The sequence below is a fragment of the Mucilaginibacter litoreus genome (genome assembly GCF_042676805.1).
In the GTDB taxonomy this organism is placed as follows: Bacteria; Bacteroidota; Bacteroidia; order Sphingobacteriales; family Sphingobacteriaceae; genus Mucilaginibacter; species Mucilaginibacter litoreus.
On record NZ_JBHTHZ010000014.1, the window covers coordinates 477,978 to 498,437 of the forward strand.

20 protein-coding genes are annotated in these 20,460 nt (G+C 43.7%); 17 read left to right on the forward strand and 3 right to left on the reverse strand.

Annotated features, from left to right (window positions below):
* Positions 1–8 precede the first annotated feature (8 nt).
* Positions 9–791, forward strand: a complete 783-nt coding sequence (locus tag ACFQZX_RS17925) for an enoyl-CoA hydratase/isomerase family protein (RefSeq protein ID WP_377117974.1) — start codon at positions 9–11, stop codon at positions 789–791.
* A gap of 8 nt (positions 792–799) precedes the next feature.
* On the opposite strand, the gene ACFQZX_RS17930 is transcribed toward ACFQZX_RS17925, so the two are convergent.
* Positions 800–1,375, reverse strand: a complete 576-nt coding sequence (locus ACFQZX_RS17930; RefSeq protein WP_377117976.1) for a pentapeptide repeat-containing protein — start codon at positions 1,373–1,375, stop codon at positions 800–802.
* 130 nt (positions 1,376–1,505) lie between these two features.
* On the opposite strand from ACFQZX_RS17930, the gene aspS reads away from it, so the two are divergent.
* The 3 genes from aspS to ACFQZX_RS17945 all read left to right on the forward strand — a co-directional run bounded on the left by aspS (position 1,506) and on the right by ACFQZX_RS17945 (position 4,153).
* The gene (gene aspS / locus ACFQZX_RS17935; protein WP_377117978.1) at positions 1,506–3,254 is read left to right on the forward strand and encodes an aspartate--tRNA ligase; all 1,749 of its coding nucleotides are present in this window, start codon (positions 1,506–1,508) and stop codon (positions 3,252–3,254) included.
* Between the two features lie 26 nt (positions 3,255–3,280).
* Positions 3,281–3,766 carry an FKBP-type peptidyl-prolyl cis-trans isomerase gene (locus tag ACFQZX_RS17940; RefSeq protein ID WP_377117980.1) on the forward strand — a complete coding sequence of 162 codons (486 nt, stop codon included), beginning with the start codon at positions 3,281–3,283 and terminating at the stop codon, positions 3,764–3,766.
* 132 nt (positions 3,767–3,898) lie between these two features.
* Positions 3,899–4,153, forward strand: a complete 255-nt coding sequence (locus tag ACFQZX_RS17945; RefSeq protein WP_377117982.1) for a protein tyrosine phosphatase — start codon at positions 3,899–3,901, stop codon at positions 4,151–4,153.
* A 22-nt stretch (positions 4,154–4,175) separates the two neighbouring features.
* On the opposite strand, the gene ACFQZX_RS17950 is transcribed toward ACFQZX_RS17945, so the two are convergent.
* Positions 4,176–5,708, reverse strand: a complete 1,533-nt coding sequence (locus ACFQZX_RS17950) for a serine hydrolase (RefSeq protein WP_377117984.1) — start codon at positions 5,706–5,708, stop codon at positions 4,176–4,178.
* Positions 5,709–5,789: 81 nt separating this feature from the next.
* Here ACFQZX_RS17950 and ACFQZX_RS17955 point away from each other — a divergent pair, with 81 nt between their 5' ends.
* From ACFQZX_RS17955 to ACFQZX_RS18000, 10 genes are all read left to right on the forward strand, one after another.
* Positions 5,790–7,973: a S9 family peptidase gene (locus ACFQZX_RS17955; RefSeq protein ID WP_377117986.1), complete on the forward strand. Its 2,184-nt coding sequence runs from the start codon at positions 5,790–5,792 to the stop codon at positions 7,971–7,973.
* A 119-nt stretch (positions 7,974–8,092) separates the two neighbouring features.
* Positions 8,093–8,734 (forward strand): O-methyltransferase, encoded by a 642-nt coding sequence (locus tag ACFQZX_RS17960; protein ID WP_377117988.1) that lies wholly within the window; start codon positions 8,093–8,095, stop codon positions 8,732–8,734.
* Positions 8,735–8,737: 3 nt separating this feature from the next.
* Positions 8,738–9,292: a glycoside hydrolase family 73 protein gene (locus ACFQZX_RS17965; protein WP_377117990.1), complete on the forward strand. Its 555-nt coding sequence runs from the start codon at positions 8,738–8,740 to the stop codon at positions 9,290–9,292.
* A gap of 46 nt (positions 9,293–9,338) precedes the next feature.
* Complete coding sequence (locus tag ACFQZX_RS17970) at positions 9,339–10,169, forward strand: glucosaminidase domain-containing protein (RefSeq protein ID WP_377117992.1); 831 nt, start codon at positions 9,339–9,341, stop codon at positions 10,167–10,169.
* Between the two features lie 62 nt (positions 10,170–10,231).
* A complete protein-coding gene (locus ACFQZX_RS17975) occupies positions 10,232–10,981 on the forward strand; it encodes a hypothetical protein (RefSeq protein ID WP_377117994.1) in 750 nt (249 codons plus the stop codon).
* Complete coding sequence (locus ACFQZX_RS17980; protein ID WP_377117996.1) at positions 10,966–11,292, forward strand: hypothetical protein; 327 nt, start codon at positions 10,966–10,968, stop codon at positions 11,290–11,292. The genes ACFQZX_RS17975 and ACFQZX_RS17980 overlap by 16 nt, the downstream gene beginning before the upstream one ends.
* A gap of 44 nt (positions 11,293–11,336) precedes the next feature.
* On the forward strand, positions 11,337–12,389 hold the full coding sequence (locus ACFQZX_RS17985) for a DUF3078 domain-containing protein (protein WP_377117998.1): 1,053 nt from the start codon (positions 11,337–11,339) through the stop codon (positions 12,387–12,389).
* Between the two features lie 364 nt (positions 12,390–12,753).
* Complete coding sequence (locus ACFQZX_RS17990) at positions 12,754–15,198, forward strand: TonB-dependent receptor (protein ID WP_377118000.1); 2,445 nt, start codon at positions 12,754–12,756, stop codon at positions 15,196–15,198.
* A gap of 2 nt (positions 15,199–15,200) precedes the next feature.
* The gene (gene pnuC, locus ACFQZX_RS17995) at positions 15,201–15,806 is read left to right on the forward strand and encodes a nicotinamide riboside transporter PnuC (protein ID WP_377118002.1); all 606 of its coding nucleotides are present in this window, start codon (positions 15,201–15,203) and stop codon (positions 15,804–15,806) included.
* The gene (locus tag ACFQZX_RS18000) at positions 15,803–16,897 is read left to right on the forward strand and encodes an acyl-CoA dehydrogenase (protein ID WP_377118004.1); all 1,095 of its coding nucleotides are present in this window, start codon (positions 15,803–15,805) and stop codon (positions 16,895–16,897) included. Before pnuC ends, ACFQZX_RS18000 begins: the two co-directional genes overlap by 4 nt.
* Before the next feature lies 1 nt (position 16,898).
* On the opposite strand, the gene ruvX is transcribed toward ACFQZX_RS18000, so the two are convergent.
* The gene (gene ruvX / locus ACFQZX_RS18005) at positions 16,899–17,312 is read right to left on the reverse strand and encodes a Holliday junction resolvase RuvX (protein ID WP_377118006.1); all 414 of its coding nucleotides are present in this window, start codon (positions 17,310–17,312) and stop codon (positions 16,899–16,901) included.
* Between the two features lie 143 nt (positions 17,313–17,455).
* Between ruvX and ACFQZX_RS18010 the strand changes: the two genes are divergently transcribed.
* From ACFQZX_RS18010 to ACFQZX_RS18020, 3 genes are read left to right on the forward strand one after another with little or no spacing between them, the layout of a single operon-like run.
* Positions 17,456–18,601: a DNA polymerase III subunit gene (locus ACFQZX_RS18010; protein WP_377118008.1), complete on the forward strand. Its 1,146-nt coding sequence runs from the start codon at positions 17,456–17,458 to the stop codon at positions 18,599–18,601.
* A 1-nt stretch (position 18,602) separates the two neighbouring features.
* Positions 18,603–19,973: a PSP1 domain-containing protein gene (locus ACFQZX_RS18015; protein WP_377118011.1), complete on the forward strand. Its 1,371-nt coding sequence runs from the start codon at positions 18,603–18,605 to the stop codon at positions 19,971–19,973.
* The gene (locus ACFQZX_RS18020; RefSeq protein ID WP_377118013.1) at positions 19,973–20,452 is read left to right on the forward strand and encodes a gliding motility lipoprotein GldH; all 480 of its coding nucleotides are present in this window, start codon (positions 19,973–19,975) and stop codon (positions 20,450–20,452) included. Before ACFQZX_RS18015 ends, ACFQZX_RS18020 begins: the two co-directional genes overlap by 1 nt.
* The last annotated feature ends 8 nt before the right edge of the window (positions 20,453–20,460 follow it).

Consider the following 20,460-nt stretch of genomic DNA (forward strand, 5'->3'; position numbering starts at 1 on the left):
GACATTAAATGGAATTTGAAAACATTCTTGTTGAGGTAAAAAACCGGATACAATATATCACCATCAACCGTGAAAAAAAGCTTAACGCTTTAAACCGCTTTACATTGGCCGAGTTACATGAGGCATTAACAACAGCCCTTGCAGACAAAGCGGTTGGCGGTATCATTATTACAGGTGCCGGTAAAAAAGCTTTTGTTGCCGGCGCTGATATTGCAGAATTTGGAGGACAGGATGCCGCCGCAGGAAAAGAAATCGCGCAGAATGCACAAACAACAGTATTTGATGTGATAGCGAATGCCAGCAAACCGGTTATTGCAGCTATCAACGGCTTTGCCCTTGGCGGCGGCTTAGAACTGGCATTGGCCTGCCATATACGCATTGCTGCTGATAGCGCGAAAATGGGCCTGCCTGAAGTTACTTTAGGATTGATACCGGGATACGGAGGCACACAGCGATTAACCCAACTGGTTGGCCGTGGCAGGGCGCTCGAAATGATCATGACGGCTGATATGATCACCGCGGCAGACGCACTCCAATTTGGGTTGGTTAACCACGTCACTTTTCCGGACGATCTGTTACCCAAAGCTGACGAGATCATGGAGAAAATGCTTACACGCGCTCCCCTTGCCCTGTCTGCAGCAATCAAAGCGATAAATGCCGCCTTTACAGATGGCGTTAACGGCTATGAAACAGAAATTGAACAATTTGCAGGCTGCTTCTCTACAGCGGACTTTACTGAAGGCGTCTCTGCATTTTTAGAAAAACGCAAGCCGGAATTTAAAGGAGAATAGCGCTTGATTTATACTACTTTGATCTGATGGCGGGTCAACAGATTCTCCAGCCCGGTCAATGCAAATTTTGCCTTTTTCAACACGTTTATCTCTGGGTCTATAATAAAATTAAAAGCCGATGCAAAATTTACGGATGAAAGGTCTGTACGGTTAAATACGGCGTTTTCCAGATCGCAGTTATCAAAGGCAGAACCGGTTAGATTGGTTTGCGTAAAACTTGCCTCTTTTAAAGCGCAGTTTTTAAAAAGTGTTTTAACCATTTTTTTGCCTGCAAATGAGGCGTAATCCAGAATGCATGATTCAAAGCCTGTGCTGAATAAAAAATCATCGCATTTGCTAAAATTGACTGCGAGCATTTTGCAATTTTTAAAAAGCACATCATTCAAGGTCGTGCCTTCAAATTTTGCCATGCTTAAGTTGCAGTCTTCAAAAACACAATCTAAAAAACGGCTGCGCATAAAATCACTCTCTGTAAAATTGCAATTTTTAAATGTGCAGCTCTGATACTCTTTTTGCCTTGCATGGTTGCCTTCAAAATTGAGCTTTTCAAAAAGCTGGTCTTCATAAACAAGCTGTTGTATCATATATCAAATGTAAGTTATTTTTGATTGGTTAGGGCTTGAAGCTGCAATAATTGGTTTTGGGTTTAACGGTAAAAACCTTTTGGCTTTCGGGCCAAAAATGTACTTTTGCTGAATTTTCAAATAAATTGATATGCTAAGAACACATACTTGCGGACAATTAAATATCAGCAATTTAGGTGAAACTGTCACCCTTTGCGGATGGGTTCAGAAATCGCGCGATCTGGGCGGCACTACGTTTATAGATGTACGCGACCGTTATGGCTTAACCCAGCTGGTTTTTAATACCGATACTGATGTGCAGCTGCGTGAGCAGGCCCGTGAACTGGGCCGCGAGTTTGTTGTTAAAGTTACAGGCAAAGTATTAGAGCGTTCTAACAAAAACCTTAAAATACCAACGGGCGAAATTGAAATTGCCGTTACAGAACTCGAGGTACTTAATGCGGCAAAGATACCACCGTTTTTAATTGAAGATGAAACCGATGGGGGCGAAGAACTGCGTGCCCGCTTCCGCTACCTTGACTTGCGCCGCAACCCGATACGCAATAACCTGGTGCTCCGCAGTAAAATGGCCCAGGAGGTACGTAAATACCTGTCAGAGCTTGATTTTATTGAGGTGGAAACCCCCGTGCTTATCAAGTCGACCCCTGAAGGTGCGCGTGATTTTGTGGTGCCCAGCCGCATGAACCCTGGTGAGTTTTACGCCCTGCCGCAATCGCCGCAAACCTTTAAGCAGCTGTTGATGGTGAGCGGGTTTGACCGTTACTTCCAGATAGTAAAATGTTTCAGGGACGAAGACCTGCGTGCGGACAGACAACCTGAGTTTACACAAATAGACTGCGAAATGTCTTTTATCACACAGGAGGATATTCTGAATATTTTTGAAGGGCTTACAAGGCAATTGTTCCGAACGGTAAAAGGGTTGGAGCTTGATGAGTTTCCACGCATGCAATATGCCGATGCGATGCGCCTGTATGGATCGGACAAACCCGACACTCGCTTTGGGATGCAGTTTGTTGAATTGAACCATATTGTTAAGGGAAAAGGTTTTGGGGTTTTTGATAATGCCGAATTGGTTGTAGGCATCAACGCAAAAGGCTGTGCCGCTTATACGCGTAAACAGTTGGATGAGCTTACCGAGTTTGTTAAACGCCCGCAAATTGGTGCTACCGGCCTTATTTATGCCCGCCATAACGATGATGGCAGCATAAAATCATCAGTAGATAAGTTTTATAACGAAGAAGAGCTGGCAAAATGGTCGGCTGCATTTGAAACTGAAAAGGGCGACCTTATTTTGATTTTGGCAGGCCAAACGGATAAAGTACGTAAGCAACTTAACGAGTTGCGACTGGAAATTGGCGGCCGGTTAGGATTAAGGGATAAAGATAAATTCTCGCCGTTATGGGTGGTTGATTTTCCGCTTTTGGAGTGGGACGAGGAATCTGGCCGCTACCATGCCATGCATCATCCGTTTACTTCACCAAAGCCAGAGGATATAGCCATGCTGGATACAGATCCGGGTAATGTGCGCGCCAATGCTTATGACCTGGTCATAAACGGTACTGAAATTGGCGGCGGATCTATCCGTATACATGACAGAGCGTTGCAATCACTCATGTTTAAGCATCTGGGCTTTTCACCCGAAGAAGCGCAAAAGCAATTTGGGTTTTTAATGGACGCATTTGAATACGGTGCACCTCCGCATGGTGGTATAGCATTCGGTTTTGACAGGCTGGCGTCGATCTTTGCAGGGCTGGATTCTATCCGCGATGTAATCGCTTTCCCCAAAAATAATTCCGGGCGGGATATTATGATCGACTCTCCATCAACCATTGCCGAGGCGCAGCTGAATGAATTAAAAATTAAATCTGTTGTATCATAATCAGTCTTTAGTACGTTAATTGTAACATGAAAAGATTTATACTGATATTAAGCATGTTTGCACTTGGGTTTGCATCATGTTCAAAAGACGATGATACGCCTCCTGAAGCTTTCGATCCGGTTGAGCAGGCTAAAATAGACGATCAAGTGATAAAAGCATACCTTGATACTCATCAAAATATCAATGCAACTAAAGATGAGACTGGCTTGTATTTTCAAATATTGGATCCTGGTACGGGTGCACAGGTAACAACCAACTCTATTGTTACTACAGATTATATTTTAAAAAACATACAAGATAAGCAGTTAGGTGCAGATAATAGTTTTGTGACCGGGCTTTCCATTAACAGCAACATCATAGACGGATGGAAAATTGGATTGCCGAAAATAAAAAGCGGAGGTAAAATATTATTGATTGTTCCCTCTGGATTAGCTTATGGAAATTTGCAAACAGGCACTTTACCTGCAAACTCAATACTTATATTCACTGTCACGGTAAAGAGTGTTGAATAAATATCTAAAAGAATATTTGACAGCAAAGAGATAAAATTAATTTTATCTCTTTGCTGTTTTAAAGACCACCAATTAGCCAACCTTCTTTTTATCTGCAGTAAAAACAAATGGCGTAGCCCTACTGCCGAACTATTGTTTAAAAGCAATCATCAGCACACTGCAAGATCCGCAGGAACAAGTGATAAAGCGCGTATAAGAGTAAGTCAAAAACTGGTGGATTGGGCCGAGATTATTTTGGTGATGGAATATAAACACCGGGATATCCTGAAACAGCAATTTAATCTTAAAGTCAAACCGCTTATTGTTTTAAATATTGATGATGAATATCAGTACAATGACCCGGATCTGATTGCTCTCTTAAAAGCCGCCCTTTCAGATTACTTATGATTTATAAGGAAATCCAGCAACATCAATCCATCTTTTTAAAATCATAAGGGTTGTATTCCACAAAGTCGGCTACTTTTACGCGTATGCTGGTAACCTTGCCGTTAGCTATCGTAAATGGAAATACCGCCTTACCCAGTGTCGGGTCTGAAAACGTTACGTAAAAACGGTTTCCGCCCAGCGGCTGTAATTTGGCAAACATCCGTGGATGATGTTCAAAGCGCATTTCCAGCTCATTATTGCCATCGCCTTTGGTCACCTCCATGTTTCCGTATAGGTCATTCATGTATTTACCGGTATACTTTCCTAAGCTAAGTGCCGGCTTTAAATTAAGCAAAGTGCTATCCCGCATCTTTTTATCCCGGGCAAGCTCTCGTGCAGTGTTAGTTTTATCAAATTGAAGATAGGTATCGTTGTAATGGTAGTTCTTGTTTTTAAAGTAAGCATCCATTATATCCCATCTTAAGGCCTCGTACAATGCATTTTGGTCAGTATTTGTGAGTATAACAATACCCAGTTTTTCTTTAGGTACCAAGGTTACTGATGATACATAGCCATTTACGCCCCCATCGTGCATAACGATGCGGCGGCCGCAATAATCCTGCAGAAACCAGCCTAAGCCATATAGCTGAAAGCCACTGTCGCCGTTCAGGTGATTAACGTTTCCTACCACATCCTGGGGTTGGCGGGTAGCTGTTATTGCCGCAACAGGTATTACCTGTTTGTTGCCTACTTTGCCGTTATCAAGCAGTGCCATTACCCATTTAGCCATATCGCTTACCGATGAGCTTATACTTCCAGCCGGTGCTAAACCATCTATGTTGCAGTATGGAATGGCGGTTAAGCGTCCGTCAACCAGCGTATGGGCAGCGGTACGATTGAGCGCTTTAGGCATATCTGCGGTTAACGCCAGCGTATTGTTCATGCCAAGTGGAGAAAAGATACTTTCCTTTAAATATTGTTCCCATTGCTTACCGGTAACACGGGGTATTATTTCGCCGGCTGTCAAAAAAGCCGAGTTGGTATATCCCCAGGTGGTACGGAACGGATAGGTAGCTTTCATTTTTCCAAGCTTTTCTATCACCTCATGTCTGTTCAGGTTGCTATTGTAAAAAGTAAAATCTCCCTGAAACGTACGAAAGCCAAGTCGGTGGCACAGCAGATCTTTAACTATAGCCTGTTCCCCTGCCAGGCGGTTGTCCAGTTTAAATTCAGGAATGTATTTTGTTACCCGCTCATCCAGGGAAAGCTTACCTTCGGCCTGTAACATAGCCAAAGCAGTTGCTGTGAAAGCCTTGGTGTTACTGCCTATCATAAATAGCGTGTTTACATCAACTTTATTGGTCAGGCCCAACTCCTTTACCCCATATCCCTTCATCAACACAATCTTTCCGTCTTTTACAATGCAAACCGCCGCTCCGGGTACGCGCCAGTTAGTGAGCGCCCGGTTAATATAATTATCAAGGCTGTCGGTAATAAACTTGCTCCTGTCGATGTTTTGGGCGTTGAGTACTGATGCTGAAAAAAGAGAGATTAACAGGATATGTAATTTTTTCATGAGAAATAATACAGAAGGCTTTTAAATGCTAATTTAACGCAAAATTTACCGGTTATTTATAACCACTCTTAAATAAACAGTATGAATATAAAGTTTTACCGTACAGGATTATTTTCTGTAGCGTTATTGCTGGCAGTGCTTTGGCATGGTACAGCCGGCGCACAGGCAACAAACTGGACAAAAGATGGCAACCAGTATTATAAAATTAAAGATGGCGAAATAATGCTGGTTGATGCCCGCGATGATAGCAAGAAAACAACCTGGATAACCAGGCAGATGCTTACGCCGCAGGGGCAATCGCCAATTGCTGTCCGCAGGTTCAGACTTTCCGACGATGGGCAGAAAGTGCTGATCAACAACAATACAAAAAGGGTATGGCGCTACGATACTCGCGGCGATTACTGGGTTTATGATACAAACAGCAAAACTTTGGTTAAGCTGGGCAAGGGCTTGCCGGCATCATCATTGATGTTTGCCAAGTTTTCTCCGGATGGCAGCAAAGTAGCATATGTTAGCGAACATAATATATATGTAGAAAACCTTGCCGACGGCAAAATTAAACAGCTAACTACAGATGGCACCAAAAGACTGATTAACGGCACGTTCGACTGGGCTTATGAAGAAGAGTTTGATTGCCGCGACGGTTTTCGCTGGGCGCCGGACGGACGCAACATCGCCTACTGGCAGATAGATGCAAGCAAAATAAAGAATTATTTGATGCTGAACACTACCGACTCTACTTACTCATTTACTGTACCGGTGGAGTATCCGGTTGCAGGTGAAGACCCAAGCCGGTGCCGAATTGGCGTAGTTGATATAAATACCGCGATTACAAAGTGGATGAATATCCCCGGCGACCCTGTGCAACATTATGTAACCCGCATGGAGTGGACTAAAAGCCCGAATGAAATTATATTAGAACAACTGAACCGCGCCCAAACAGAAAGCAAGATATTTATTGCCAACATATCCAATGGCACCAGCAGGGCCATACATCAGGAAAACAACAACGCCTGGATAGACGGAAAATCGCGTTGGAACAATGGCAATCCGGTAGGTTGGGAGTGGCTTAATAATGGTAAAGAATTTTTGTGGGTGAGCGAAAAAGATGGTTGGAGGCACATTTACAGAATTACCCGCGAAGGTAAGGAAACCCTGATAACCAAAGGCAATTATGACATCACCGGTATAGAACTGATAGATGAAACCGGCGGCTATATATACTTTAATGCCTCGCCAAACAACGCTACTCAAAATTATCTGTATCGCATCAAAATAAAAGGCGGCAAAGAGGAGCGCCTGTCCCCGAGCAGCCAACCGGGCACACATGGTTATGAAGTATCGCCTAACGCGAAATTAGCCATCCACAATTTTTCAAATGCTTATACACGTCCGCAAAGCGAAGTGATCAGCCTGCCCGATCATCAGCATATTGCCGGCGAAGCTATTGCTTTAGATGCTAATGCCCAAAATAAAACCGAGTTTTTTAAAGTAAAAACAGTTGATGGTATTGAGCTGGATGGCTGGATGAAAAAACCGGCCAATTTTGATCCGAATAAAAAGTATCCTGTTGTATTTTACGTGTACGGTGAACCGGCCTCTCAAACAGTTACCGATACATATGGCGCCGGCAGAAACTTTTTATACACCGGTGATATGGCTGCCGACGGATATATTTATATGTCTTTAGAAAACCGCGGCGCCCCTGCACCTAAAGGCGCGGCATGGCGCAAGGCTATTTACAAGAATATAGGAACTATCAATATCCGAGATCAGGCGATGGGTGCAAAAGAAGTTATGAAATGGCCGTTTGTTGATAGCACAAGGATAGCGGTTTGGGGCTGGAGCGGTGGCGGGTCGTCTACGCTTAACCTGATGTTCCAATATCCTGAAATTTATAAAACAGGCATTGCCGTGGCAGCAGTTGGCGATCAGCTAACTTACGACAACATTTACCAGGAGCGCTATATGGGTGTGCCTACAACGCCCGAAGGCCGTGAGCCTTTCATTAAAGGGTCGCCAATTACCTATGCAAAAAACTTAAAAGGTAATTTACTTTACATCCACGGCACCGGCGATGATAACGTCCATTATAAAAATGCGGAAGAGTTGATCAACGAGTTGGTTAAATACAATAAGCAGTTTCAACTGATGTCGTACCCTAACCGCACACATGGTATATCTGAAGGGCCGGGTACCACCACGCATTTGCGCACGCTATATACTAATTATATAAAAGAACACTGCCCTCCGGGTGGTAGATAATTCTATAAATATTCTTGCAAGCTCTGCGTCGTAATTGATGCAGAGCTTTTTATTTGTGCTGTTTTTTAGACAGTTACTGCCCTAAAAAGGGTTGAAAATAAAATGCTTACATTTGTAGCATGGAAATTCTGGACACGGCTTTACAGGCTTACCTTGATAACCATTGCGACCCCGAGCCCGCCGGCTTGCAAAAAATCAACAGGGAAACTCATCTGAAAATGCTGAAAGCAAACATGCTTTCGGGGCATTACCAGGGTCGCGTACTTAGCATGCTCAGCAAAATGATGCAGCCTAAACTCATATTAGAGATAGGTACGTTTACAGGTTATTCCGCAATTTGCCTTGCTGAAGGCCTTGCAGAAGGTGGGGTGCTGCACACTATTGAAGTGAACGCAGAGTATGAGGAGATGCTGAATTCACATTTCAAGCTAACAAATGTGGATAAAAAAATAAAGCTGCATATTGGCGCTGCCGAGGCTGTTATAGCTGATTTTGAGTATAATAACTTCGATATTGTGTTTATTGATGCGGATAAACGAAATAATTTTAAGTACTTTGAGTTAATACTTGATAAAGTAAGGCCCGGAGGGTTAATAATAATTGATAATGTTTTGTGGAAAGGAAAAGTGTATGATGAGCATCAAAAAGATGCCGATACAGAAAGTTTTCGCAAACTAAATGAACAAATAGCTGTTAACACACAGGTTGAAAAATTAATTCTGCCTGTGCGGGATGGCCTCTTGATCATCAGAAAAAAGTAAATTATGAAGAAACTCTTAACTGTTACTATTTTTTCAGTTTTAGTATTTATTGCATCTACCTCAGCTGTTTCAGCTCAGAGCGCTTCACAATCCTACATCGATAAGTTCAAAGATAATGCCATTCGTATCATGCATGAAACCGGGGTGCCGGCAAGCATTATTCTTGGTGTTGCCATGCACGAGTCGGGAAGTGGCAAAAGCGCCATAGCAAAAAATCTTAACAATCAGTTTGGAGTTAAAGGCGGCGGTGGTGCCGTGTACTACAAAAACAATAAAAAAGTACGCAGCGCGTACAAACGGTACGATAGCGTTTTAGATTCTTTCAAGGATTTTGCACGCATCATGACAGAGCGCAAGCAATTCAGCCACCTGGCTGATAAGCTAACCCAATATGATTATAAAGGCTGGGCCCGCGGCATTCAGCGTGCCGGTTATGCCAGCAGCAGAAAATGGTCGGCGCAGGTAATGGGCATTATCAAAAAGTACGACCTTAACGAGCTGGATAATTCACCTGTTCCTGATAGTACCAGGAAGCAGGAAATAGCCAGTAACGATTAATAATTGTATTTTTTACTTTAAGTTTGGCTCAGTTATAAGCTAAAGCATGCGCAGGATAGTTACGTTATTAATTGCCGCTTTCTGTTTTACATCATGTTCGGCCCACAAAGGCGCCATAAGCAGCAGCAAAGCCCGCAAAAACAACAAATCCATACAAAAACGGAACCGGGCTACTATAGCAGCGCATAAAGACCTTTCGTCGTTAGAGTATATCGAACTCTATAAGAATGTTGCCATTCAGGAAATGAATACATACGGCATACCGGCAAGTATCACACTGGCACAGGGGCTGTTTGAATCGGGCAGTGGTAACAGCGAACTGGCTAAGGTTGCCAACAATCATTTTGGTATAAAATGCGGATTTAACTGGGCCGGAGAATCCTACTACAAAAATGATGATAATGAGAACGATTGTTTTAGGGTCTACAACAGTGCCGAAGAATCTTTCCGGGACCATTCAGAATTTTTGAAGAAGAAAAACTATGCCCGCCTGTTTGAGCTCGACAGGAATGATTTTACCGGATGGGCGTATGGCTTAAAAGCCTGCGGTTATGCAACCAATCCAAAATATCCGCAATTGCTGCTTAATATCATTAATAAGTATCAGTTAGATCAGTACGACAGGCCTGAAGGTGAAATTGCCAAGATCAAACGTGAAGACCGGGTACTGGCAGAGATCAGCGAAAAGGCAAACAACCCTTCAGAAGATACGACAAGCCAGGCCTCGCCTGATGATAAGATTTATACCGTAAAACAGGGCGATACACTATATAATATATCCAAGCGTTTTGGTATCACAGTTGATGACCTTAGGGAGCTTAATAAGTTACCAGGTAATGATATACGTATAGGCCAGAAACTTGTGGTAGTGAAATAGCGTGTTAAAGATTGTTAAAGAAGTATAATCCCTGTTTAAAAACTATAACTTTAATGCTTGCAATGAAGTTATGGTTTTTTACCATTTTATGTGTTTGTAGTTTAAGCGCTTTTGCTCAGGAGCGTGCTGTAACCGGTATTGTGTTTGACAGTAACACCAAAGGCAGGATTGCGAAAGTAAGCATAACCAATACTGCAACAGGTAAGGCTGTTTACAATACGTTTAAAGGCGAGTTTAGCATTGAGGTGAAGCCTGGCGATTTTTTAATTTGCAACAAAGCCGATTACTATCCGGATACTATCAAAATAAAGGACTATCAGGCCCTTGCGGTTTACTTAAAACCAAAAGCAATACCGTTGGCAGAGGTTACTATTCGTGATAGCTTTTTATCTCCAGAAAGACAATTAGCCAAAACAAAAAGCGAATACAGTAAGATTTATGGAAGCAGTGCCAACCCCGACCTGTTGAATGTTGGCCCCGGAGGGGTGGGTTTCAGCATCGACGCGCTGTACAATGCTTTTAGTAAATCGGCGCATAACGCGGAAAAGCTGCGTAACATTATCGATGCGGAATACCGGGAAAAAATAATCGATTACCGCTTTAACAAAACCTTTGTGCAAGGCGTAACCCGTTTAAAGGAGCCCCAACTTACTGATTTTATGCAAAAATACCGGCCGGGTTACTTTTTGGTGACTACCGCCGGCGACTATGAATTTATCAGTTATATAAAATCAAACCTTAAACGCTATCTGCGCCATCCAAAAGCTTATGAACTTCCTGCGCTTCCGCCAGTAAAATGGGAAAACAACTGATAGTAGTATGCCCGTTCATGAAGGTTAGCGGCATGGCGCTTTTTCCGTTTATCCTGGTTAAAGATCAGCGGATGAAACACGACCAGGCGCTTATTAACCATGAGCGGATTCATTTGCGCCAGCAGGCCGAGCTTTTGGTACTGCCGTTTTATGTGCTCTATCTGTTAAACTATCTGGCTAATCTGGGCAGATACGGGCAGCACAACAAGGCGTATTTACACATTGCTTTTGAAAAAGAAGCGTATAACAATGAGCAAAACTTAAGCTATCTGAATAGCCGTAAGGCTTTTAGCTGGTTGAGGTATTTTTAATTAAAGTAATGAAATAACAGAATTTTGCTTTTTATTTGTGTTATATGTTAAGAACAGGTATCAGGCTTTTTTTCTTACTGTCGTTCATCATCACGTTAACAGCACAAGGGCAAACAACAGACTCGCTCCGTACAGACACCGTAAAAATTGACACCGTAAAAAAAGATACGGTAAAAATTGATACGGCTATCCTTAACAAATACCGGATAGAAACCAGAAGAAACATTATACCCGTTCCGCCAACACCCCTGCAAATTCAGCAGGAGCTGATACCGGTTACCATGCTTGATTATAAAGTAAGCTACTGGCGTAAGTTTGTTACATTCGGATTAAACTTTAATCAGTCAGCTTTTAGCAATAACTATGCGGCGGGCGGTGTATCATCGGTAGCGCTGGGTTCAACGTTTGTATACCGGCTGGAGTACAATAAAGCCCCGCTTAGCTATACCTCAGAGCTAAATTTACAATACGGTAAATCAAAAAATAAAGGACAGTCTTCCCGCAAAACAAACGATCGTATATTTTGGGATAACAAGCTGGCTACCCAAATGTCTACCCATTGGTTTTTCTTCGGTTCGTTAAGCTTTGAGTCGCAATTCGATAAGGGTTATAACTATGACCCTAACAACGTGCTGCCACCTACTTTAATATCAAACTTTATGGCGCCAGGTTATCTTACCGAGTCTATCGGTTTTGAGTATAAACCCGTTCCTTATTTTGATTTGCGCTTAGGTACTGGTACTGCCCGCCAGACGTTTGTTTTGGACGATAATGTTTATGCCCCCGACCAACTGGAGGCTTATGGGGTAAAGCGGGATAAAAGCGTCCGTACTGATATAGCCTTCCAAATAGTGGGTATATTTGATAAAGACATTGCCAAAAACATGCACCTTAACGCCCGTTACGAAATGTTTATTCCTTATGGGCAACCGCTTAGCTATACCCGCCACCGTTTAGATGCTGTACTGGCAGCCAAAGTTAACCGGTTGATAAATGTATCTATTAATGGGACGTTGCTATTTGATAAAAATACAGGTATAAATGACCTGCAAGGCACCGAAGGGCTTGCCTTGGGGATATTATATAAATTCCCATAATTGATCTGTCAAGGTAAATCTGTAGTCAATTTACCTGATACCGGCGTTTTACATCGCATAACAAAAATTGCAAATACTTGCATTTACAAAAGCAAAAACTATATTTGCGCAATAATTCTCAAGGGGTGCCTTGCTTTGAGTAACATCAAACTGAAAGACAGGCTGAGATCATACCCATTGTTGAGTACTGAATTCAAAGCTCTAAGTTCTAAGTCGGGGTCCGGCTTTTGACTAAAAACTTACGAATAAAGACTTAACATGCACCTGATCCGGGTAATGCCGGCGTAGGGAGAGGTAAAAAGTTAAGTATTCTGCGGCTTTACCCTGGCGCGCAGTAAGTTTAACTCATTTATTGTTCAACATTTTGAAAAATTTATTCGCGGCAATCATTGCCCTGCTGTTGCCTTATATGGCGTCGGCACAATTTTCCATCAGCGGGAAAGTCACCAATCAAACCGGCCAGGCGCTACCTGGAGCAACCGTTAGCATAACAAACCCCAGCATCAGCACGCAAACTGATGCGCAGGGGGCTTATCAGCTTATTAACCTGCCGGCGGGTAACTATACGCTTAAAGCAAGTTATGTAGGCTATCAGCTGTTAACCAAAACAATTAATTTAAAGGGCAGCACAACCGCAGATTTTGTATTGGAAGGCAGCCCGATAGGGGCTGAAGAAGTGACCGTTACAGCAACGCGCGCCAATAAAACATCTCCAACAGCCTTTACTAACGTAAGTAAAAAGGACCTGCAGAAAAACAACTTCGGGCAGGACCTGCCGTATTTGCTTAATCAGACCCCATCGGTAGTAGTTACATCTGATGCCGGCGCTGGTGTAGGCTATACCGGCATACGCATCAGGGGGAGCGATGCATCCCGCGTCAACGTTACCATTAACGGCATACCCTATAACGACTCGGAAAGCCAGGGCTCTTTTTTTGTAGACCTGCCAGATATCGCTTCATCTATCAATAACATACAGGTGCAGCGGGGTGTGGGTACTTCAACTAACGGTGCCGGTGCTTTTGGTGGCAGCATAAATATCCAAACCACCACACGCCGTGATACGGCTTACACAGATATCAGCAGCTCTGCAGGCTCTTATAATACTTTTAAGAACACTATAAACCTGGGCACCGGCTTACTTGGCGGCAAATTTTCGGTTGATGGCCGTTTGTCACAAATTAAATCTGATGGTTATATCGATGATGCTTCATCCAACCTGAAATCATATTTTGTAAGCGGTGCATATTACGGGAAAAATAACACTTTACGAGCCAATATCTTTTCGGGTAAGGAGCGTACTTTCCAGGCATGGAACGGTATCCCCGACTATATTATCAGCGACAATACGCTGCCCAACCACCGTACCTACAATGAACTTGGCCTGATGCCAAACGGTAAGCGTTACCCCGACCAGGTAGATGATTATTTGCAAAACCATTATCAGTTACTGTATGATCAAACCTTATCTGACAAGCTATCTTTTAGCGGCGCTTTACATTATACCCGCGGAAAAGGCTATTATGAAGAATATAAAAAGGATGCAGATGTAACCGATTATGGCCTTACGCCGGTAAAATATGGAGATGAAACTATCAACAGCACAAATCTTGTGCGCCGCCGCTGGCTGGATAACCATTTTTACGGTGTAACTTACGCTTTAAAATACAAGCCAGAGAGTAACCTGAATTTTACTTTGGGCGGTGCTTATAATGAATACAAGGGCGCGCATTACGGCAATATTTTGTATACCGAGCAAAGCGCCGGTATCCCCCCTAATTATGAGTACTACCGTGATGATGCAAAGAAAACAGACTTCAATATTTTTGGCCGCGGGGAGTGGCGCTTAGGTGATGTTATCCTGAATGCAGACCTGCAATACCGCCGCATATATTATTCGTTTTTTGGTTTAGATCGCAACCTGAACAATGTTCAACAAAACGCCACCCTGAACTTTTTTAACCCAAAGGCAGGTATAACTTATGTTATTGATGAGAACAGCAATGTTTATGCATCATACGCTGTTGGCAACCATGAGCCTAACCGCGATGACTACACCAACTCCACTCCTGCCAACAGGCCGAAGCCGGAAACATTGCACGATTTTGAAGCAGGCTACCGCACCGGCGGCGATGTGTTTAAAGGCGGAGTAAACTTGTTTTATATGCTTTATAATAACCAGTTGATATTAACCGGTGCGCTAAATGATGTTGGTACGCCTGTTCGTGTAAACGTGGATAAAAGCTACCGAGCAGGTATTGAGTTTGATGGGCGTGTACAGGCAACAAAACATTTAAGCATTGCTGCAACAGCCACTTTAAGCACCAACAAGATAAAAAATTACACACAGTATCTGACCAATTGGGACGACGAATCGTTGGTGCCGATATTTTTGAAAAAAACGGATATCGCTTATTCGCCATCTTTCATTGGCTCAGGAGAGATCGCTTACAGTCCGGTTAAGGGTGGCGAAATCGCTTTGCTTAGCAAATACATCAGCAGCCAATACCTGGACAATACAATGAATACCAACCCCAATGGCTTCCCGGTAACCGGCGATAACCGTTATGTGCGCGACAGGTTATTAAAAAATTACTTTGTGAGTGATCTGCGCCTGCGTTACAGTTTTGCAGTTAAGCATGTTAAAAACATTGGTTTAGGCTTACAGGTTAACAATATCTTTAACAAAGAGTATGAAGCAAACGGTGCAACTTACCCTGACATAGAAGGCGGACAGGTAATTAACTACAATTACTTTTTTGCGCAGGCAAAACGCAACTTTATGGCCTCAGTAACCCTAAGTTTTTGATAATGCAAAGCTGGGCCGATTTGTTTATTGAGCAGCTCAAAGCAACAACCCTTTTAGAGTGGTTTGCAGTGATATTAGGCGTTGCCGAAGTACTGCTGGCCCGGGCCAACAAAGTGTGGCTGTACCCAACAGGTATAGCCGCTACTTTAATATCCATCTACTTGCTATGGATAGCCGCTTTATATGCCGAGTGCCTGCTAAATGGCTATTATGTGGTGATGAGCGTTTATGGTTGGTACCACTGGGTTAAAAAGCGTAACGAGCCGGAGGTTAAAGTCACGTTTACTACACGGAAAGAGCGGGTGGTTACTTTATTAATAGTTTTTGCAGGATGGGGCATATTATACTTATTGCTGGCGCATTATACACCGTCTACAGTGCCGGTATGGGATGCATGGGTGTCGTCAACAGCGTGGGCGGGCATGTGGCTGCTGGCCCGGCGAAAGGTAGAGAACTGGCTGCTGCTTAATCTTAGCAATCTGTTTGCTATCCCGTTGCTTTTCCATAAGCACCTGGCAATGTTTTCTGTATTAACTTTGATCCTGTTCATCGTCGCCATTTTTGGTTATTACGATTGGCGCAGGATAGCAAAATTTGGTAAAGCATGAGTTTAATACATCATCCTACAGAGGTGCTAAAACCTGAATGGGTCGAAACCATCCGCGCTTATGCTGCCGATGCAGAACGCTCAGGCAAGCTACACTCCGAACAACTTAAGCTTGTTTACGATCAGCAGTGGTTTAATTTACTTGCTCCTGCCCGTTACGGCGGTTTACAAACAAACTTGCCTGACTTGATCAAAACAGAAGAAGCCTTAAGCTGGGCCGATGGTAGCCTGGGTTGGGTGGTTACATTATGCTGCGGGGCGGGCTGGTTTGGCGGATTTTTTGATGAAACCATCGCAGCCGAAATTTTTAGTGATAAAAAAGTATGCCTTGCCGGCAGCGGCGCAGCTACTGGAACTGCCGAAGTATCGAGCGATGGGTATATCATTAACGGGAACTGGAAATACGCAAGTGGTGTACACCACGCCACGCATATCACTGTAAATTGCCAGATAGTAAATGACGGAGAAAACCTTTTAACGGAAGACGGCGGCTCCTTGATTTTACCATTTGTGTTAGACAGAGCCGACGTTGAACTGCAAAGCGGCTGGAAGTATATGGGCATGATTGCCACCGGCAGCGATGCTTATACAGTAAATAATCTTTTTGTTAACAAAAACCGCTGTTTTAAGATTGACACTGAAGCGGCTGTGGTAAACACAACCATTTATCGCTATCCGTTTCTTCAGCTCGCAGAGGCTACGTTAGCCGCCAACCTCTCTGGTATGGCGCTGCATTTTATCGATCTGTGTGAGCCTGCTTTTGCCAACAAGGCAACAAATGTCCGCAGGGTAAACGCAAAAAATATTGAAGCGATGTACGGCGCTTTAAAGGATGCCACAACTTTGCTTAATGAGGCAAGGTTATCATTTTTTAAAGCAATAGAAGTTTCCTGGCAGCAGCCGGAAGATCAAAAAATTTTAGAAACTGTAAGCAGTACAAGCCGTATGCTCGCCAAAGTATCACGCGAGTGCGTTGATGAACTGTACCCTTACTGCGGGTTGTTAGCTGCATCGCCGGATACCGAAATTAATCGCGTTTGGCGCGATATACATACGGCAAGCCAGCACGCGTTATTAACTTTTTTAGAGTAAGCTAAAAGCGCTGTTGCTCCATCCAGCTTTGTAAAAGTATCACTGCCGATATATTATCAACCAGGGCTTTATTCTGGCGCGCCTTTTTACCCATGCCGCTTTGGGCGATAGCCGCTGATGCCATTTTTGATGTAAAGCGCTCGTCCAGCATCTCGATCGGCATATCCGGAAAATTCTTTTTCAGCAAAGTTACAAACCCTTTAACATGCATGGCCGACTGCGAGGGGGTGTTATCCATTTGCTTTGGCTCCCCTACAATAAACCGTTCAACAGCCTCTGTTTGCAGATACTTTTTCAGGTAGTCGATAATGTGCATCGGGTGTATGGTATCCAGCCCTGTGGCGATGATCTGCATGGGGTCGGTAACGGCAATACCTATACGTTTGGTACCGTAGTCGAAGGCCATTACGCGCATTGCTTCGCAGATAGGAGATATGAAATTTGAGATATAAGATAGTTTGTCATTTCAATCTTAATAATTTGAGCAAAGATACGGGAATCGATGTCTGGTCTCAAATCATATCTCAAATCTCACATCTAATTTTTACCTTGCAACAAATGCAATTTAAAGAGATTATAGGGCAGAGCGAAGTAAAGCAACGATTGATCAACTCGGTGACAGAGAACCGGGTGAGCCATGCGCAGCTTTTTTTAGGACCGGAGGGATCCGGGGCGTTGGCCTTGGCTGTTGCTTATGCGCAATATTTATCCTGCGAGGATAAGCAGCCGGTCGACTCCTGTGGCGTTTGCGCATCATGCCGTAAATATCAAAAGCTGATGCACCCCGACCTGCATTTCTCCTATCCTTTTTTTGCCAAGCATAAGGACGATAACGCCCTGACTTTTATTGAACAATGGCGCGAGGCGTTTATATCCAATCCATATTTAAATTTGGATACCTGGCGGGGTTACCTGGATGCCGAGAATAAGCAGGCCAACATTAATATTGCAGAGTGCCATCAGATTATTAAAAAGTTAAGCTTCAAACCGTTTGAATCGGCATACAAAATATTGATATTATGGCTGCCCGAGTACCTGGATAAAGAGGGAAACGCGCTGCTTAAGGTGATTGAAGAGCCGCAACCTTACACGCTGTTCTTATTAGTTGCCCAAAATCAAGACCAGATACTGAATACTATTTTGTCGCGTACGCAGCTTGTTAAAGTGCCTTGTTTGAATTTTGAGGACATCAAAACGGAGATGATCAGCCATCACCATCAAACCGAAACCGCAGCTGCAGAGATTGCCTATTTAAGCAATGGCAATATGACCGAGGCATTAGCCATGCTGCAGCAGGATGGTAAAAGCTACCATACACTTTTTGTACAGTGGCTGCGTTTATGTGTTGGAAACAAGGGGCTTGAGGTATTGAGTTTTGTTGAACAGGCTGCAAAAATGGGCCGTGAGAACCAAAAGAATTTTATACGCTATGGCATCAGCTTTTTACGCGAATGTTGCCTGCTGCGTGCAGGTGCCGAACGAATTGTGAAACTGCCCGAAAGCGAGATGGAAACAGCCCGGAAAATGTCGGCGGTTATTAATATGCCCATGGCCCAGGCGGTTATCAGCGAGCTGGAAAAAGCTCATTATCATATAGAAAGAAATGCAAATCCTAAAATCTTGTTTTTAGACGTATCTTTGCAGATTATAAAAATATTACATTTAAAAATTGTCCCCCAGGGGAATCATTATATACCAAATTAATATGGGATGCGGAAGTTGCTCATCCGGCGGATGTACGCCGGCAGGGTGCAAAAGTAATGGCTCGTGCCTTACTAATGGTTGCGCCAAACTCGATGTTCACGATTGGCTGTCGCATATGGATATGCCAACTAATTATAAGCCCTTTTCTATTGTTGAAGTGCGTTTTAAAGGGTCAAGAAAAGAATTTTATCATAATAACGATAACATCTATCTGGAAGCCGGCGACCTTGTTGCCGTTGAAACAACAACCGGCGGATATGATATCGGCCATGTTTCTATAACCGGCGAACTGGTGCGTATGCAAATGCATAAGCGCCACGTAAAAGAGGCCGATGTGGTAAAAAAGATCTACCGTCGTGCTACACCCGCAGATGTAGATAAATGGAAGGCTGCTAAAGACCTGGAGTGGGAAACCATGCACCGCTCGCGTACGCTGGCGCTTAATCTTAACTTATCCATGAAGATAAGCGATGTAGATTACCAGGGCGATAAAACCAAGGCGACGTTTTATTACACTGCCGAGGGGCGTGTGGATTTCAGGGAACTGATCAAAAAAATGGCCGAGGCTTTTCGTATACGCATAGAAATGCGGCAGATAGGCATGCGCCAGGAGGCAAGCCGCTTGGGAGGCATTGGCTCCTGCGGGCGCGAGTTGTGTTGCAGTACCTGGCTTACCGACTTCAAAACCGTTTCTACGGCGGCTGCACGTTACCAAAACCTGTCGTTAAACACGCTTAAGCTTGCCGGCCAATGCGGTAAATTAAAATGCTGCCTTAACTACGAGCTTGATACTTATATGGATGCGCTTAAGCACATTCCGGATAATGTTAATTTGCTTCGTACAGAAAAAGGCGATGCCCGTTTGCAAAAAACGGACATTTTTAAACGTGTGATGTGGTTTAGCTACCCTGGTGAAGAATCATGGGTGCCCCTGCCGATCAATCGGGTTAAGGAAATTCAGCAAATGAACCGGGAGGGTGTACTACCGGAAGACCTGGGTAAAATAATAGAGGTGGAAACCAAACCGGCAAAAGCATTTGATTATGAAAATGTTGTTGGCCAGGACAGCCTGACCCGCCTGGACGAACGCCGCAATAAAAATAAAAACAAGAACAAAAATCGCAACCGCAACAAACAAGGTGGCGGTAACGCCGAGGCGGCGCCTAAAGCAGAGCCAGCCAGCCAGCCACGGCCCCAACAGCAAAATAATAAGCCTAATGGTAATAACCGCCCGCAACAGCAGGCAGCTAAGCCAGAAGGGGGCCAGCCTGTACAACGTCCTGAAGGAGGCGGCAATAACCGCAACCGTAACAGGAGAAACCGTGGCAGAGGGGGCGATCAAAGGAACAATAACCAAGCGCGGCCAGAATAATGAAGCTCATCAGATCATTATTAACAGGATTTATAGCTGTTGCATGTTTTACCCTGCAGGGTTGCAGTGACCCCGCAATGGTTATAGACCAGAACATGGAGATACCGAACCATAACTGGACATACGTTAACAGGGTAAAATATAATGTGAAAATAGAGGATAATACAGTACCCTATAATTTGTACTTTAATGTAAGGGTTACAGGCAATTACCGGTATTCAAATATGTTCGCTTTGGTAAAAATGACATCGCCGGGCAAAAAAACATTGACCACACGGTATGAATTTAAACTGGCCAATAACGATGGGCAATGGCTGGGCAGCGGCAGTGGTAATATGTATAGTTACCAAATACCTCTGCGCAAAGGCTTCAAGTTTCCGGCTGCTGGGACATGGCATTTTGAGATAGAACAAAATATGCGCGATAACCCGCTAAGAGAGGTTACCGATGCCGGATTAAGAGTTGAAAAGGCGCAATAACATATGCG

What these genes read in the sequence shown, in the direction of transcription:
- ACFQZX_RS17925 (WP_377117974.1), top strand. Translation starts at nt 9, where the DNA reads ATGGAATTTGAAAACATTCTTGTTGAGGTAAAAAACCGGATACAATAT.
- ACFQZX_RS17930 (WP_377117976.1), bottom strand. Translation starts at nt 1,375, where the DNA reads ATGATACAACAGCTTGTTTATGAAGACCAGCTTTTTGAAAAGCTCAAT.
- aspS (WP_377117978.1), top strand. Translation starts at nt 1,506, where the DNA reads ATGCTAAGAACACATACTTGCGGACAATTAAATATCAGCAATTTAGGT.
- ACFQZX_RS17940 (WP_377117980.1), top strand. Translation starts at nt 3,281, where the DNA reads ATGAAAAGATTTATACTGATATTAAGCATGTTTGCACTTGGGTTTGCA.
- ACFQZX_RS17950 (WP_377117984.1), bottom strand. Translation starts at nt 5,708, where the DNA reads ATGAAAAAATTACATATCCTGTTAATCTCTCTTTTTTCAGCATCAGTA.
- ACFQZX_RS17955 (WP_377117986.1), top strand. Translation starts at nt 5,790, where the DNA reads ATGAATATAAAGTTTTACCGTACAGGATTATTTTCTGTAGCGTTATTG.
- ACFQZX_RS17960 (WP_377117988.1), top strand. Translation starts at nt 8,093, where the DNA reads ATGGAAATTCTGGACACGGCTTTACAGGCTTACCTTGATAACCATTGC.
- ACFQZX_RS17965 (WP_377117990.1), top strand. Translation starts at nt 8,738, where the DNA reads ATGAAGAAACTCTTAACTGTTACTATTTTTTCAGTTTTAGTATTTATT.
- ACFQZX_RS17970 (WP_377117992.1), top strand. Translation starts at nt 9,339, where the DNA reads ATGCGCAGGATAGTTACGTTATTAATTGCCGCTTTCTGTTTTACATCA.
- ACFQZX_RS17975 (WP_377117994.1), top strand. Translation starts at nt 10,232, where the DNA reads ATGAAGTTATGGTTTTTTACCATTTTATGTGTTTGTAGTTTAAGCGCT.
- ACFQZX_RS17980 (WP_377117996.1), top strand. Translation starts at nt 10,966, where the DNA reads ATGGGAAAACAACTGATAGTAGTATGCCCGTTCATGAAGGTTAGCGGC.
- ACFQZX_RS17985 (WP_377117998.1), top strand. Translation starts at nt 11,337, where the DNA reads ATGTTAAGAACAGGTATCAGGCTTTTTTTCTTACTGTCGTTCATCATC.
- pnuC (WP_377118002.1), top strand. Translation starts at nt 15,201, where the DNA reads ATGCAAAGCTGGGCCGATTTGTTTATTGAGCAGCTCAAAGCAACAACC.
- ACFQZX_RS18000 (WP_377118004.1), top strand. Translation starts at nt 15,803, where the DNA reads ATGAGTTTAATACATCATCCTACAGAGGTGCTAAAACCTGAATGGGTC.
- ruvX (WP_377118006.1), bottom strand. Translation starts at nt 17,312, where the DNA reads ATGCGCGTAATGGCCTTCGACTACGGTACCAAACGTATAGGTATTGCC.
- ACFQZX_RS18010 (WP_377118008.1), top strand. Translation starts at nt 17,456, where the DNA reads ATGCAATTTAAAGAGATTATAGGGCAGAGCGAAGTAAAGCAACGATTG.
- ACFQZX_RS18015 (WP_377118011.1), top strand. Translation starts at nt 18,603, where the DNA reads ATGGGATGCGGAAGTTGCTCATCCGGCGGATGTACGCCGGCAGGGTGC.
- ACFQZX_RS18020 (WP_377118013.1), top strand. Translation starts at nt 19,973, where the DNA reads ATGAAGCTCATCAGATCATTATTAACAGGATTTATAGCTGTTGCATGT.